Source organism: Pseudoalteromonas sp. 0303 (genome assembly GCF_013349995.1).
Classification (GTDB): domain Bacteria; phylum Pseudomonadota; class Gammaproteobacteria; order Enterobacterales; family Alteromonadaceae; genus Pseudoalteromonas.
On the sequence record NZ_JABVXF010000044.1, the window covers coordinates 15,841 to 30,960 of the forward strand.

Annotated in this window: 10 protein-coding genes and 1 pseudogene; 3 read left to right on the forward strand and 8 right to left on the reverse strand. The window is 42.5% G+C overall.

All coding sequences use genetic code 11. From position 1 onward, the window contains the following. Positions 1-132 precede the first annotated feature (132 nt). Positions 133-2,725: pseudogene (locus tag HUS62_RS19795) on the forward strand (diguanylate cyclase domain-containing protein). Here the strand turns inward: HUS62_RS19795 and rep are convergent. Next, a complete protein-coding gene (gene rep, locus HUS62_RS19800) occupies positions 2,715-4,727 on the reverse strand; it encodes a DNA helicase Rep (protein WP_054561162.1) in 2,013 nt (670 codons plus the stop codon). The pseudogene HUS62_RS19795 and the gene rep sit on opposite strands and share 11 nt — an antisense overlap. A 111-nt stretch (positions 4,728-4,838) precedes the next feature. Here rep and HUS62_RS19805 point away from each other — a divergent pair, with 111 nt between their 5' ends. Beyond that, a complete protein-coding gene (locus HUS62_RS19805) occupies positions 4,839-5,102 on the forward strand; it encodes a ubiquinone biosynthesis accessory factor UbiK (protein WP_175080894.1) in 264 nt (87 codons plus the stop codon). Positions 5,103-5,146: 44 nt separating this feature from the next. Here HUS62_RS19805 and can read toward each other — a convergent pair whose 3' ends face one another. The 7 genes from can to ilvG form a co-directional block, all read right to left on the reverse strand. After that, positions 5,147-5,809: a carbonate dehydratase gene (gene can, locus HUS62_RS19810; protein WP_062568501.1), complete on the reverse strand. Its 663-nt coding sequence runs from the start codon at positions 5,807-5,809 to the stop codon at positions 5,147-5,149. 18 nt (positions 5,810-5,827) lie between these two features. After that, positions 5,828-7,006 (reverse strand): methyltransferase, encoded by a 1,179-nt coding sequence (locus HUS62_RS19815; protein WP_175080895.1) that lies wholly within the window; start codon positions 7,004-7,006, stop codon positions 5,828-5,830. 49 nt (positions 7,007-7,055) lie between these two features. Continuing rightward, positions 7,056-8,051 carry an ABC transporter substrate-binding protein gene (locus HUS62_RS19820; protein ID WP_175080898.1) on the reverse strand — a complete coding sequence of 332 codons (996 nt, stop codon included), beginning with the start codon at positions 8,049-8,051 and terminating at the stop codon, positions 7,056-7,058. A 137-nt stretch (positions 8,052-8,188) separates the two neighbouring features. Beyond that, positions 8,189-9,742, reverse strand: a complete 1,554-nt coding sequence (ilvA, locus tag HUS62_RS19825; protein WP_130166157.1) for a threonine ammonia-lyase, biosynthetic — start codon at positions 9,740-9,742, stop codon at positions 8,189-8,191. Between the two features lie 2 nt (positions 9,743-9,744). Then, a complete protein-coding gene (gene ilvD, locus HUS62_RS19830; RefSeq protein ID WP_175080896.1) occupies positions 9,745-11,601 on the reverse strand; it encodes a dihydroxy-acid dehydratase in 1,857 nt (618 codons plus the stop codon). A 103-nt stretch (positions 11,602-11,704) separates the two neighbouring features. Beyond that, the gene (ilvM, locus tag HUS62_RS19835; protein WP_054554110.1) at positions 11,705-11,950 is read right to left on the reverse strand and encodes an acetolactate synthase 2 small subunit; all 246 of its coding nucleotides are present in this window, start codon (positions 11,948-11,950) and stop codon (positions 11,705-11,707) included. Beyond that, a complete protein-coding gene (ilvG, locus tag HUS62_RS19840) occupies positions 11,947-13,596 on the reverse strand; it encodes an acetolactate synthase 2 catalytic subunit (RefSeq protein WP_058585968.1) in 1,650 nt (549 codons plus the stop codon). Before ilvG ends, ilvM begins: the two co-directional genes overlap by 4 nt. A gap of 535 nt (positions 13,597-14,131) precedes the next feature. Here ilvG and HUS62_RS19845 point away from each other — a divergent pair. Then, positions 14,132-15,010 (forward strand): TraB/GumN family protein, encoded by an 879-nt coding sequence (locus tag HUS62_RS19845; protein WP_175080897.1) that lies wholly within the window; start codon positions 14,132-14,134, stop codon positions 15,008-15,010. Positions 15,011-15,120 lie beyond the last annotated feature (110 nt).

Below are 15,120 nucleotides of genomic sequence, written 5' to 3' on the forward strand. Positions count from 1 at the left end.
GACTAATGCTGTAGCCAAATACGCCCCATCATAAATTACTATTTTGTTAACACCTGTTACTTGACGATCTAATAAAAAAGTGGAACTATAAAGGACGAAATTTAAACAACAATAAGATCTGGTTCTAAATCATTGGAAGATTCAGCAACACACATTGATAAGCTAGGCCGTAAAAATGCTCGCTTAAAATCGCTTTTACAAAAGTATAAGCAATCACATCACTTGCAACATGCTCTTTTACAATTATCAGAGCAAGCAAGCACTGTTGCCGAATTAACCCTGCTCTACCCTGCTATCCACAACATTCTGCAAGACTATATCCCAAGTAAAAACTTCTTCGTTGTGTTGCATAACCCGGTTTACGATAACCTTGAGCTATCTTATTTTGCCGATGAAAAAGATGGTCTTTCAGTACCGTTAAAATATGAGCAGTACTTTAAAGAAGGCCTCACAGGTTACGTATTTAAACAAGGTAAAACCTGTTACTTTACCAAACAACAAACAGAGCAAGCGGTTGAACAAGGCTTACTTAAGTGCTTTGGTACGCCAGCTGAGCATTGGGTTGGAGTGCCCGTCTATCGCGATAAAGTCATTATTGGCGTCATGGTCGCGCAAAGCTATGACAATAAGCAAGGCTATTCTGAGCAGCAAATTGAGTTGCTCGAAGCGATGTCACTGTATTTAGCGACAGCGATTGAACGAGTTAAAAAACGTGAGCTGCTCGAATCTGAAGTTAAAATTCGCACCCGTGCACTGACACAAAGTAACCAAGCACTCAACGACGAAATTCAACAACGTAAAAATGCGCTAGAACGCCAACAGATCTTATTTAAAATATCTGAGCTGGCAACGCAAAGTAAAAACCTCGACGATGTATATCAGCATGTTCATAACATTATAAAAAATATTACCTATGCAGATAACTTATACATCGCATTGTATGACCAACAGTCACATTGGTTAAGTTTCCCTTACTGCGTCGATGAATTTAACGATAATGGTAAACCAAGGCCATTTGCTAAAGGTTACAGTGAACTAGTGCTCAGCACTGAAAAGTGCCAAGTCATAGACAGTGAAAGAGCAAAAGAGCTAATCAAGCTTGGCGTAGTAGAAAGACCCGTTAATGTACCACCAGAGCGCACCGCGACGAGTTGGTTAGGTGCTCCACTTAAAACATCACAGGGCGTTATAGGCCTCATTGTTTGCCAAGCTTATAACAATAAACATGAATTTAGTCAGGATGATTGTGAGCTAATCACCTTTGTATCGCATCAAATTGCTAATGTTATTCAAACTCATCTAGCCAACCAAGAGTTAAAGCTTAGTCACCAAAAGCTTGAGCACCGGGTCACTGAAAAAACCAAAGAACTTCGCCAAGCCAATATGCACCTGCAAATGCAAATTGAAGAGCGTAAAAAAATAGAACAACAGCTGTACCACGATGCACACCATGATTCACTAACCAGTTTACCGAATCGCAGTTTATTCTTAACTCAACTCGAAAAAACATTGCAGCACTACCAGCGCTATCCAGAGCAGCAGTTTGCAGTGCTATTTATTGACCTTGATAAATTTAAAGACATCAACGATCACCTTGGTCACCAAGCAGGCGATCAATTTTTAATTGGTGTTGCCGAGTCTTTCTCGCATTGTATTCGTGAGCATGATTTGCTTGCACGTTTAGGTGGTGATGAGTTTGTGATATTGCTCACTCACTTAACAGAGCAACAGCAAGCCCAAGATGTTGCCAAACGTATTATCGAAATTATGAGAAAACCTTTCTGTATGAAGGGTCAGTGCATTCAAAGTGGTGCAAGTATTGGTATTACCTACTCAAAACCAAGCTACAAGCACACCGATGAAATTATACGTGATGCGGATGCAGCCATGTATTACGCGAAAAATGCAGGCCGTAATCGCTTTGAATGTTTCCATCCGCTGCTTAATGCCAGCAATGTACAGCATGATGCTGACAATATGCATCACTTAGATGATTTGCCTATGCACTTTAGAAGTGCCGAAATCATTACCTTGGATGAGCAAACTCGTGCAGAGTCTTTACTCGAAGCATTTGGTGAACACCCAGTACTTGGTAGCATTTGGTGAACACCCAGTACTTGGTAGCACCAGCTTTGAAGTGCTTAAGAAGTTTGCGACCGATAGAGTTCAGCACTTTGAGGTTGAACTTAATTTACTCAAACAAGCATTCAGTTTAGTAAGTGACAGTAATCTAGAAAAAGTACTGTTCCCTTGCTCTGGTTTAGTCCTTGAACGTATTAATTTTCAAGCACTATGTAAGCTATTAAAAGCCCACGATGCAAATAGAATGTGTTTATTATTCAATGAACAAGAAATTCGTTATGCATCAGCGGTACAAATTGAAAATTTAAAAAACTTGGTCGCACAAGGATTTTCGATTGGTTTGAATGAATTTGCTAAAGATCGCTGTGAATTAAACTTACTAACAGAGTTCCAATTCGATTACTTGTTATTAAGTTCAACATTCAGTAAGCGTGTACTACAGCAAGAAAACTATCACCTACAACTGCAAGGTGTGCTGGCGATTACTAAGCTGCAAAATATCCAAGTAATCGCGAAAGGCCCGTCAATTTTTAACTACCGCACGTTACTCGATAAGCACGGATTGTCATTGTTTATTGGTAAGCAACATGCGCTGGCGCCCTTCGAACACGAAGCACCGAGCGCACAATTTATTACTTCTTAAGCATTGCTCTTAGATTAGCTACACGAGCTTGGCCTTTTTCCATGCGCTCAGCCTGTGAAGACGGTGGCTTTTTCGCTTCGAAGGCTAAATCATCTTGTGGTAACTCTTGCACAAAGCGACTAAGCTCAGTATCTGACGTTTCACCAAATTGACGACGTAACTTAGCATAAGTCATTACCAGCTCTTGCTGTGCACGCGTAATACCTACATAAGCAAGACGACGCTCTTCTTCAACGTTATCTTCATCAATACTTACTTGGTGCGGTAATAAGCCTTCTTCCATGCCAACCATGAACACATACGGATACTCCAAACCTTTTGAAGCATGCAGTGTCAGTAATTGTACCGCGTCAGATTCGTCTTCTTCTTCGTTACGCTCAAGCATATCGCGCAGGGTCAGTTTACTAACCACTTCAGCAAGGTTCAGCGGCGGGTTGTCTGCGTCACCTGTTAGCATGTCGGTGATCCAACGATAAAGCTCTGAAACGTTTTTCATACGCATTTCAGCGGCTTTTGCACTCGGTGATGACTCATAAAGGTATGCTTCGTAGTTAATTTGCCTAACTAACTCTTTCACTGCTTCAAGGGTATCGCCCCGTACCGCATTATCAGAAAGCTCAACCACCCAGCGGGCAAAACCAGCTAAAGCATTAAAACCACGGCCCTTTAATCTGTGCGCAAGCTCAGGCTCAAAACAGGCAGCAAATAAGCTGATATGCTTTTCATTAGCAAGGGTGCCGAGCTTTTCAAGTGTGACCGTACCAATCTCACGGCGTGGCGTATTTACAATACGTAAAAAGGCATTGTCGTCATCTTGGTTCACTAATAGGCGTAAATACGCCATGATATCTTTGATCTCTGAACGCGAGAAAAATGACATGCCGCCGCTGATTTTATAGGGAATGCGGTTGCTCATAAGTGCTTTTTCAAACACGCGCGCTTGGTGATTACCACGATATAAAATCGCGTAATCTTTATAGCTGGTGCGCTTCATGAATTTATGAGAAATGATCTCTGCCACCACTCGCTCTGATTCATGCTCTTCATCACGACAACCAATCACTTTGATAGGCTCACCATAGCCAAGCTCACTGAATAGCTTTTTATCAAATTCATGGGGGTTATTAGCAATCAAAATATTCGCCGCTTTTAGAATTCGCCCTGCGCTACGGTAGTTTTGTTCAAGCTTAATTAAACGTAGGCCCGGAAAATCTTTACTCAATAGAACAAGGTTTTGAGGCTTAGCACCACGCCATGAGTAAATTGATTGATCGTCATCGCCTACCACGGTAAAACGAGCTCGTTCACCCACCAATAACTTAACCAGCTGATACTGACTGGTATTAGTATCTTGATACTCATCCACCAGCAAGTAACGAAAACGCTGTTGCCAACGTTCACGGGCAGTGGCATTTTGGCCTAACAATAAAGTAGGGATCATGATCAGATCATCAAAATCAAGGGCATTATAAGCACGTAATTGATTTTGATAACGCGCATACAGCTGAGCAAACAAGGCTTTTTGCGGCTCACGGGCTTCGCGAACGGCACGCTCTGGTAGAATCAACTCGTTCTTCCAACTACCTATTTGCATCTTCAGTAGATTGAGTAAATCTTTGTCTTTTTTAAGTTCTTCTTCGGTCAGCTCAGCTAGTAACTGGTTGGTATCTTGATCATCAAACAACGAAAAACCAGGTTTAAAACCTAACGTCGTTAACTCTTTTTTGATGATCTCAAGCCCAAGGGTGTGAAACGTTGAAACCCATAAGCCTTTCGACTCTTGTTTACCCAGTGTTTGCGTTACACGCTCGCGCATTTCTTTTGCCGCTTTATTGGTAAAGGTTACCGCCGCAATATTGCGCGCTTGATACTCACACTTTTGCACCAAGTAAGCGATTTTATTAGTAATAACACGCGTTTTACCAGATCCCGCACCGGCTAATACCAGACACGGTCCACTGATATACTTTACCGCTTCATCTTGTTTTGGGTTGAGTTTCATAAGCCCCTAAAGAAATTATCCAAAGACAGGACGGGCAATTTTACCGTAATCACTACACTACGCCTAGCCAATAAGGTAAGATTGTTTTTTTACGTGACTCAAGGGACGAAGATGCTCAACCCAGCAAAACTTGAAGAAATCGCTAAGCAAATTACTGACAACATGCCGCAAGGCGTGAAAAACCTTGCCGAAACAGTTGAAGGCAAAACAAAGCAAGCTATTCAAAACAAACTTGCTGAGATGGACTTTGTAAGCCGTGATGAGTTTGATATTCAAAGCCAAGTACTTATTCGTACTCGTGAAAAACTCACTGAGCTTGAAGAGAAAGTTGCACTACTCGAGCAGCAACTTGCTAGCAAACAAGACGAACAATAAAAAAGGAGAGCGAATTAGCTCTCCTTTTTTCTAACTAGCAAGTTTTAGCTTTTTTCTGCCACGCGTTCAAATACGCGCTTAACGGCAATACCGTAGGTATCACTAGCTTCTTCAGCACAGGTCACAACCGACTCAAGATCATTTAGATGACCATTTGCTAAGCCATACACCCAACCATGAATTGTTAACTCTTGGCCTTTCGCCCAAGCATCTTGCACAATGTTAGTACGGCACACGTTACGTACTTGTTCGATAACGTTTAGTTCAATTAGGCTATTTAAACGCTCTTGCTCAGGTAATGCATTGAGTTGTTCGATGTGTTTTTCTTTTACATCACCTACGTGGCGTAGCCAGTTATCAATTAAGCCAAAACGTGCTTCGTTTAATACTGCTTGAACACCACCACAGCCGTAGTGACCAACAACCATGATGTGCTTCACTTTCAGTACTTCAACAGCGTATTGCATTACCGAAAGACAGTTATGGTCGGTATGCACAACAACATTTGCCACGTTACGGTGAACAAATAGCTCACCCGGTAATAAGTCTACGATTTCGTTTGCAGGTACACGCGAGTCAGAACAACCGATCCACAGGTACTCTGGGTTTTGCTGCATTGATAGAATTTTGAAAAACTCAGGATCATTTTCACTCGTACGCGCTGCCCAACGTCTATTATTTTCGAATAAATTTTTTAACTTTCTCATTGCGCCTCTTTACGGTATTTAATAATTAGCTTGGATCAAGATATTCCTTGGTGTCAGCTGCTTTTCGCAAAACGTACTAACTGTTACTTGATACCCTTGTTGTTGCAAATATAAAGCACGATCGAGCACGAGCCAAACTTCAATTGCCCTTCTGAACACATGTCGGACGAGTTCAACTCGCTCAGTAACCCTTTTGCGCTTTTTACCTATTTCTAAAAATTTATTGTAATCAATGCCTTCTGGTAAAGGTAATGATTTTTTCTCAGCTGCCCACAAACAAAATGAGCTAAACGAATCAGAGAAGATCGCTTTGTTCACTGATGGCACACTCACATAGTGCATTTCACCGGTTATTGATTTACGTAACGCATCAAATCCAAGACGCCATTCAACCTCTGTTTTTCTTACCTTATCAACTCGGCTCGGTGCTGTTACCGTTTCTTGCAGCGCCAGTTTTAAATCGCGATGAGTAAGCACAAGTTGACTTTGCTTGGCAGGCTCGCTCATTGCTTGATAGGCGTTATCTGTGAATAAATGATAACAGCATGGTGAAAAACTGATTTGTTGGGTTTTCGCTTTGCTTGCTTGCTGCATAAATGTTTGATGCAGACGACCACAAGCATGCAAAGCAACTGCATGCTGCTGGCTTTCAAAAAAGCCATCAGTATCATCGGTTAATACATCTGCTTGTGAAAACTGCATCGCCAATTGCTGTTGTTTAGCACTGTGTTGACCTTGGTCGCACAAGTGTTGTTGTAGCTCAATGCTATGTACACTTGGTGCTCCATTGAATGCCAACATGCGACCTAAATGCCCTTTACCTGCGCACCATTCTAGAACGGGCTGGTTTAATGGCTGCTGACTGATCGCCGCAACAAAGTCTTGTAGTTGCTCAAACTTACGGCCTTTAATGCCATTACTTATCCAAAACGGAAATTCATTACGGGCAGCACTTATCGCTGGCAACTCACATAATTCTGCCAGCTTTTCGATGTGTTCGATTTCATCAGTAAAATAACGATATAAAGCCTGCTGATCGGCATCAAGTTCACTCACTTGTTGGTCATCAAGCGCCCATAATAAGTTGGCTAATTCAGGCCAAGGAAGATCATCAAAATCAAATGCGGTACATTGCCAGTATTGGCGTGTTGAAAATAGCAGTGCATCTAAGGCAGCAAAGTGCTCGGCAAGTGTCATAACTACTTAGCGACAAGAAATAAAAAGCAGTATAACAGATTTATCTTATTTAACGTCGGTTACTACTGATCAAACGAATGTACAATGGCACACATGCAATACTTAGAATGATGGCTAGGATCAGCATCCAAGATAGCTCAAATCCTTCTGTTTGTTGTTGATCATACATAAAGCCATCAAAAGCCTGATCAAACTCATCCTGATCTAAGCCATATAAATCTGCAATCAAACGCCACTTTGCCATCGACATATTGCCAAGATTAATGCCCGGTGGTTGGATATAGCTTGCTAACACATGCGCTTCATAGGCCAGCTCTTGTACGCTTTTATGGGTGGCATAGTGCTGCTTGGTTACATCGATGCTTTCTTCTAAATGTAATAAGGCATACCGCCACCCTTTTAAGCTGGCACGATAAAAGCGCTCAACAACCTCTGGCTTTTTCGCTAAAAACTGCTCTGAGGTATATAAAATATCGCCATACACATTCAAACCAAACTTTTGCGGGCAAATGAGTCGGTGACCGACTCCTTGTAATGTCATCGTGTAAGGCTCATTGGTGACATAAACTTGCACCGCATCTAAATCACCGGCAAGCCACTCTTTAATACCGCCTTCATGGCTAGCTGCCATCAAGCTTTCTAGGCTCAATCCAGCACGCTGTAACATTACCAGCAATTCAGCATTTTCAATTGAGCCGATTTTACTTAGCTTTTTACCAGCAAAGTCTCTTGGCTGAAAAATATCTGAGTTATTTTTTACCATCCAGCAGTAAGGTGAAAACTGCAGTATGGCTCCAAGGGCAACAACCGGTGCGCCTTGCTGACGCTTTTGTAATATGCCTGAGTGGGTAATGGCGAAGTCGGCTGTACCGCTTAATACTTTAGGGAAGGTATCTGGGTGGTTTGGATCAGCAGGAATAATAGAGACATCAAGACCAGCTTCCTTATAAAAGCCTTTTTCAGCAGCCATATAATAGCCTGCAAATTGGAACTGGTGAGTCCATTTTAACTGTAAGCTAACTTTATCAGCACACTGTGCGCTCATAGAAAGTATTAAACAGATTAACCCTAGTAGGCTTTTTATACCTTGCACGCATCATCCTTGCTTGAAACCGTGCATTAACTATAGGAAAAATAGAGAAAAAATCAAGACTGCTAGTGAACAGTCTTGATTATATTAAGCTACTGATTTGCCGCTTTAACTTCGCTAAGTTCTTGACCTTGGCTAGTTAAGAACTGGGTGAAACATGGATTGCTTGTTTCATCTTGAACGTTGTATCCCAAACGGTTCAAATGCTCATTGAATACCTCATAATCACTCGGTTCAATAGCAAAGGCCGCCAGCACATTACCAATCGCTCCACCATGATTACGATAATGGAATAAAGTGATATTCCAATTACTACCAAGGGTATCTAAGAATCGTGCCAGTGCACCTGGGTATTCAGGAAACTCAAAGCGCAGTAAACGCTCATGAAGTTGAGCTGGCGCTTTACCACCCACCATATAACGAATATGCAATTTAGCCAGTTCGTTATCTGATAGATCGCAAAACGTGTAGTCGTTTTCTGTCAGTGCTGCTTTTAATTCATCAAGCTCTTGCTGCCCTTGCCTTAATGCAATACCAACAAAAATTTGCGCTTCGCCGGGACCTGCATAACGGTAATTAAACTCGGTGATAGCCCTGCCACCTAATGAGTTACAAAACTGCTTAAAGCTACCCTTTTCTTCTTTTATGGTCACGGCAAGCAGTGCTTCGTTCTTTTCACCGAGAGCCGTTCGCTCTGCAACATAACGTAAGCGGTCAAAGTTTAAGTTTGCACCCGATAAAATCGCAGCTACGTTTAAGCCTTTAACACCATTTTGTTGGCACCACTTTTTAAGGCCCGCTGTTGATAGCGCCCCTGAAGGCTCCGCTATCGCACGGGTTGAAACAAAGATATCTTGCATTGCGGCGCAAATTTCGTCGCCCGTTACAGTGACCACTTCATCACAAAACTTTTGCGCTAAACGAAATGTTTCTGTGCCAATAACTTTTACGGCTACACCATCTGCAAAGCTACCAACACGGTCAAGCTCAACGGGCTTGCCTGCTTCAAGCGCTGCTTTTAGGCAAGCACTCTCATCAGCTTCAACACCAATGACTTTGATATCAGGACGTAACGACTTAATGTACACCGCCATGCCTGCTAGCAAGCCACCACCGCCAACAGGAATAAAAACAGCATCAAGGTCATTCAATTGCTGCATTAATTCACGGGCAACGGTACCTTGGCCAACAATCACATCAGGATCATCAAACGGTGGCACAAACACCCCGTTACGCTGCTCTGTCAGCTCTAAAGCATGGGCTTTTGCCGCATCAAAATGATGGCCGTGTAATACCACTTCACCACCGAGTGAACGTACTGCATTCACTTTAATTTCTGGTGTTGTTACTGGCATCACAATCGTAGCTTTATGGCCTAAAAATGAAGCACTGAGTGCAACGCCTTGTGCATGGTTACCCGCTGAGGCTGTGATTACATCAGAACCTTTTGGCAACTTGCTTAGTTTATGAAAAGCACCACGAAGCTTAAATGAATAAACCGGTTGTTGGTCTTCACGCTTTAACCACACATGGTTGCCTAGCCGTGCACTAAGATCAGCCATTTCGCTGACCTCAGTGACTTTTGCAAGGGGCTCCATGTTCGCTTGGATAATAGCGCGAAAGTAATCGAGCTCTTGAGAAACCATAATTAACTAAGCTCCTCAAGTTTTGCTAAATCGCGAACAGCTCCTTTGTCTGCACTGGTTGCAAGTAACGCATAGGCTTTAAGTGCAGATGAAACATAACGGTCACGATCAAGTGGTTTATAAGCATCTTTACCGCGTGCTAGTTGCTTTTGTTTACGCGCTTCAAGCTCTTCATCAGACAACGCCAAAGTGATTTCACGGGTTGCGATATCAATGATTATTTTATCGCCATTTTCAACATAAGCGATTGCACCACCGCTTGCTGCTTCTGGTGAAACATGACCAATTGATAAACCCGATGTACCACCCGAGAAACGACCATCGGTGATAAGCGCACATTTTTCACCTAAGCCCACTGATTTTAAGTAACTCGTTGGATACAGCATTTCTTGCATGCCTGGGCCACCTTTTGGTCCTTCGTAGCGAATTACCACAACATCACCGGCTTTTACTTCACCGTTAAGAATGCCTTCAACCGAATCATCTTGTGATTCGTATACAACCGCAGGGCCTTCAAAGTGCAGCATTTCTTCAACTACACCAGCACTTTTAACAATACAGCCATCAAGAGCTAAGTTACCTGAAAGTACAGCTAAGCCACCATCTTGACGAAAGGCATTTTCAACACTGCGGATACAGCCGTTTTCACGGTCATTATCAAGTTCTGGCCAGCGGCACTCTTGGCTCATTGCTTTTGTCGTACGGATACCAGCAGGGCCTGCTTTATAGAATTTTTGCGCCACTTCATTATTCGGATCGGTGGCATCCCATTTAGTCACCATTTCGGCCATAGTGTGACCTGCTACGTGATCAACAGTTAAATCGACAAGGCCAGCCTTACCTAGTTCACGAATAATTGCCATCATGCCACCAGCACGATGCACATCTTCAATATGATATTTATTGGTTGCAGGCGCCACCTTACAAAGGAAAGGAGTTTTACGAGAAAGCTCATCGATGTGCGACATATCAAAATCAACACCCGCTTCTTGCGCTGCAGCTAATAAGTGTAAAACCGTATTTGATGAACCACCCATAGCAATATCAACTACCATTGCATTCATAAAAGCAGTGCGATTAGCAATAGCACGTGGTAATACTGCTGCATTATCTTTTTGATAATACTCACGGCATAAATCAACAATGCGCGCCCCCGCTTCAACGTAAAGTTGTTTACGGTCTTTATGCGTAGCTAGTGTGGTACCGTTACCCGGCAGTGCTAAACCAATCGCTTCTAATAAGCAGTTCATTGAGTTGGCAGTAAACATGCCCGAACATGAACCACAAGTAGGACACGCTGAGCGCTCTACTTTTTCAGAGTCTTCATCGCTTACTGTGGTATCAGCGCCTTTTACCATGGCATCAACTAAATCAAGTTTAATGTCGATATCAGCTAGGCGTGTTTTGCCCGCTTCCATTGGACCACCTGATACGAAAATAACCGGAATATTTAAACGCAGTGCTGCTAGCATCATCCCCGGAGTGATTTTGTCGCAGTTAGAAATACAGATCATGGCATCAGCACAGTGTGCATTAACCATGTATTCCACAGAGTCAGCAATTAAGTCACGCGATGGTAGTGAATAAAGCATGCCGCCGTGACCCATTGCGATACCATCGTCGATCGCAATAGTATTAAATTCTTTTGGTACACCACCGGCTTCGGTGATGGTTTCAGCCATTAGCTCACTAAGTTGGTTAAGGTGAACATGACCCGGTACAAACTGAGTATATGAGTTAACAACAGCGATAATTGGCTTACCGAAGTCTTTATCTGTCATCCCTGTTGCACGCCATAAAGCACGCGCCCCTGCACGTTTGCGACCTTCTGTTGTTGTTGCACTTCTTAATTTAGCCATAATTACCTCAGTTGTTGCAGTGGCATGCCACTGACTTCCTCATTCCTAATTTATTTCTCACTAAAGCATCAATCTGACTGCTCTAGTTACCTGTTGATTTTTACTAGATTGCTTGTTGTTGAAATTGGTTTTCAACATTGACGTGTTTCACATCAACCAATTTATTTAACTGTGATGTTAGTAGATAAATTGGCTTATCGCTGTCTACCGTCATAGTGACGTGAAACGCTTCATCTGCCATTTCTAAATTCATGGTTGTTAGGTCAAAGCCGCGATGACGTGCAACGCGTAAAAAGCGCTCTACAGCGACACTTTGATTCTTTAGCGCAATCGTTAGGGTGTGTTTCATTTTACTGTCTCCGTCATCATTTCATCATTGGCAGCACCCGGTGGTACAAGCGGCCATACATTTTCTTTATCATCTATGCAGGCATGCAGAATGTATGGACCTTCACTATTTACTAACGCATCAACTGCAGCATCGACTTCATCTGCTTTAGTGATGGTTTGACCTGGAATGCCAAACACCGCTGCTAACTGCACAAAATCAGGATTATCTGAAAGGTTTGTTTCAGAATAACGACCTTCAAAAAATAGCTGCTGCCATTGACGTACCATGCCTAAGCGCTGGTTATCTAGGATTAGAATTTTAACTGGCAGATTGTTACGGCGAATTGTTGCCAGTTCTTGAATGTTCATCATAATTGAGCCATCACCCGACACCGTGATCACAAAGTCATTTGGGCGCGCAACTTGGGCGCCGATAGCGGCCGGTAAACCAAAGCCCATGGTACCCGCACCACCACTACTTAAATGATTACTTGGGTGGCTAAACTTCATGTGCTGTGCCACCCACATTTGGTGCTGACCCACATCACAGCACACAACACCCGTTGATGGCATTTTTTGGCTTAGCTGGTTTAATAAATAAGGGGCAAATACTTTCTCGCCAGGATAGTCATAACGCCATGCATGTTCTTTCATCATGCTTTCGATGTGCGTTAACCACTCATCAGGCGTTACAAAACAATCAAGTTGCGGTAATGAGGTTTTTAAATCTGCGACTAATGATGCTTTTGCAGGCTTACGCTTACCAACCTCTGCCGCGTCGATATCAAGGTGTATCACTTTTGCTTTTGCGGCAAACTTGCTTAAATTGCCAGTAACACGGTCGTCAAAACGAGCACCGATACAAACCAAAACATCACACTCTTGCACTGCTAGGTTAGCCGCTTTACCACCATGCATACCTAGCATGCCAAGGTCATATTCATAATCAGGTAATACACTGCCTAGCGCTTTTAGAGTTGATACCGCAGGCATGTGAGTTTTTTCTAAAAACTGCATAAGCTCGTTTTGTGCATCCGCAGCCTGTACGCCACCACCGATATACGCCACAGGGCGCTGCGCTTCACTTAAGATTTGGTTAGCTATCGCAACTTGGTTTGCGTCTAATTTAGGTAAATGATCTTCGGCGGCTAACCAAGGGTGGAATGGTACTTGCGCCATTTGGATGTCTTTTGGGATATCAACTAATACAGGACCTGGGCGGCCGCTTTGCGCTAGGTGGATGGCTTCTTGTAGTATTTCGGCTAAATCTTCAGCCCTTTCAACCATGTAACTATGTTTAGTACATGATAACGACATACCTAACACGTCCACTTCCTGAAAGGCGTCGGAGCCTATCGCTGCGGTAGGTACTTGCCCTGTGATTGCAAGTAACGGCACTGAATCCATCATCGCATCAGCAAGAGCTGTTATTAAGTTAGTCGCACCAGGGCCTGATGTTGCAAAGCACACACCTAACTTGCCTGTGCTGCGGGCAAAACCTACAGCTGCAAAACCCGCTCCTTGTTCATGACGCGTCAAATAATGTTTGACTGGCGCACCGTACAAAGCGTCGTAAATAGGCATGATGGCACCACCTGGGTATCCAAAAACATCCTTAACGCCATGTTTGGCTAATAAATCGATTGTTAACTCTGCGCCTGTCATCGTAAATCCTCATTCCTCAGTGACATTGTGTATTTGCTGCGACTCAAACCTTAAAACGAAAAAGCCCCCCGGACTGTTAAGTGCGGGGGGCTTTTTAAATGCTTCACTTTTCTCTAAGCACTAACTAGCCCCCGCGGTAATAATAATCACCACGACGTTAATTAGAATTAGAGAAAGTTTGTTTGTAAGCATTTATCTGTAACCAAATTCTGTTCATTTGTAGCGGAAATCTAGCCATCCCGCTGTCTTTTTCTATTAGTACCGCGCTGGGGCCTGTAAGTCAAGATAAAAATCAATTCAAAAAACAGGCTAAAAAGCAAAATTAAAGGAATAAATATTCAACAATTTCACATATGGAGATTTATATTTCACTATTTATTAAAAATTGAAATTTCATACCTCGTTATTTGCCATTATATGATTGATTAATTTTTAGCAATTAGATGTGATTTTTCTGCATAAAGCCGATTTAATTTAACGCCTCAAAGAAAAATTAGTTTAGTATTGAAAAAACCACGTTATGAAAAGGAAAGTTATGAAATTCGTCCAGCGTATAAATGCCCTGTTTTTTATGGTGCTACTGCTTGGTTTTAGCCAATATACACTTGCAGAGCCGGGGTTATGGAAAGTAGAAAAAAACGGCGTTGCTTCTTATTTATTCGGTACCGTGCATGTTGGCGATAACAGCATGAAAGGCTTGCCAAGTAAGGTAACAAAAGCACTCGATAACTCAGATAAAGTCATTGTTGAGGTGGATATCAGCGCCATTTCACCAATGGAAATGCAGCGTCGCTCATTACCATTTATGATGCTGAAAAATGGCAAAACCTTACAATCAGAATTATCACCAGAAAACTATGCAAAACTGCAAAAGTACTTTGCTGATAAATCAATTGATATTGCAATGTTTAAGAATTTAGCACCATGGGCGGTGATGGTCACCATGATGCAGATGGAGTTCCAAAACGTTGGTTTTTCAGATCAATACGGCATCGACAAGCAAGTACTTGCTTACGCTCAAGAACATAAAATATCTGTTGGTGAACTAGAAACTCTTGAACGCCAAATGGAAATGTTTGAGCACTTAGCAATTATGAATGACAAGATGATCGAAGAAACATTCGAGCAACTTGCAGACGTAGATACCTACTTTTTTGGTCTTATCAAGGCTTGGAAATCGGGTGATATGAAAACACTTACGCAGTTTTACAATGAAAGCTTTGATGACTCTCAATATGGTCAACTAAGCGAGCAAGTGATGTTGATAGACCGTAACAACAATTGGGTTAATCAACTATCGACTCGCATCGGTAAAGAAAAGCTGTTCATTGCAGTGGGCGCTTTGCACTTACCAGAGCAACACGGTTTATTGAAGCAATTAACAGATAAAGGTTTTACCATTACCCGTATCTAAATGATTTCAATTATTAAAAAAGCGCCTTATGGCCAATGCCAGTCAGTTAAGCTGACTGGCATTTCTTTTTTTATGTGGGTACTTTGATGGCTTAGGCTTTATCGCTCTTG

What these genes read in the sequence shown, in the direction of transcription:
- rep (WP_054561162.1), bottom strand. Translation starts at nt 4,727, where the DNA reads ATGAAACTCAACCCAAAACAAGATGAAGCGGTAAAGTATATCAGTGGA.
- HUS62_RS19805 (WP_175080894.1), top strand. Translation starts at nt 4,839, where the DNA reads ATGCTCAACCCAGCAAAACTTGAAGAAATCGCTAAGCAAATTACTGAC.
- can (WP_062568501.1), bottom strand. Translation starts at nt 5,809, where the DNA reads ATGAGAAAGTTAAAAAATTTATTCGAAAATAATAGACGTTGGGCAGCG.
- HUS62_RS19815 (WP_175080895.1), bottom strand. Translation starts at nt 7,006, where the DNA reads ATGACACTTGCCGAGCACTTTGCTGCCTTAGATGCACTGCTATTTTCA.
- HUS62_RS19820 (WP_175080898.1), bottom strand. Translation starts at nt 8,051, where the DNA reads ATGAGCGCACAGTGTGCTGATAAAGTTAGCTTACAGTTAAAATGGACT.
- ilvA (WP_130166157.1), bottom strand. Translation starts at nt 9,742, where the DNA reads ATGGTTTCTCAAGAGCTCGATTACTTTCGCGCTATTATCCAAGCGAAC.
- ilvD (WP_175080896.1), bottom strand. Translation starts at nt 11,601, where the DNA reads ATGGCTAAATTAAGAAGTGCAACAACAACAGAAGGTCGCAAACGTGCA.
- ilvM (WP_054554110.1), bottom strand. Translation starts at nt 11,950, where the DNA reads ATGAAACACACCCTAACGATTGCGCTAAAGAATCAAAGTGTCGCTGTA.
- ilvG (WP_058585968.1), bottom strand. Translation starts at nt 13,596, where the DNA reads ATGACAGGCGCAGAGTTAACAATCGATTTATTAGCCAAACATGGCGTT.
- HUS62_RS19845 (WP_175080897.1), top strand. Translation starts at nt 14,132, where the DNA reads ATGAAATTCGTCCAGCGTATAAATGCCCTGTTTTTTATGGTGCTACTG.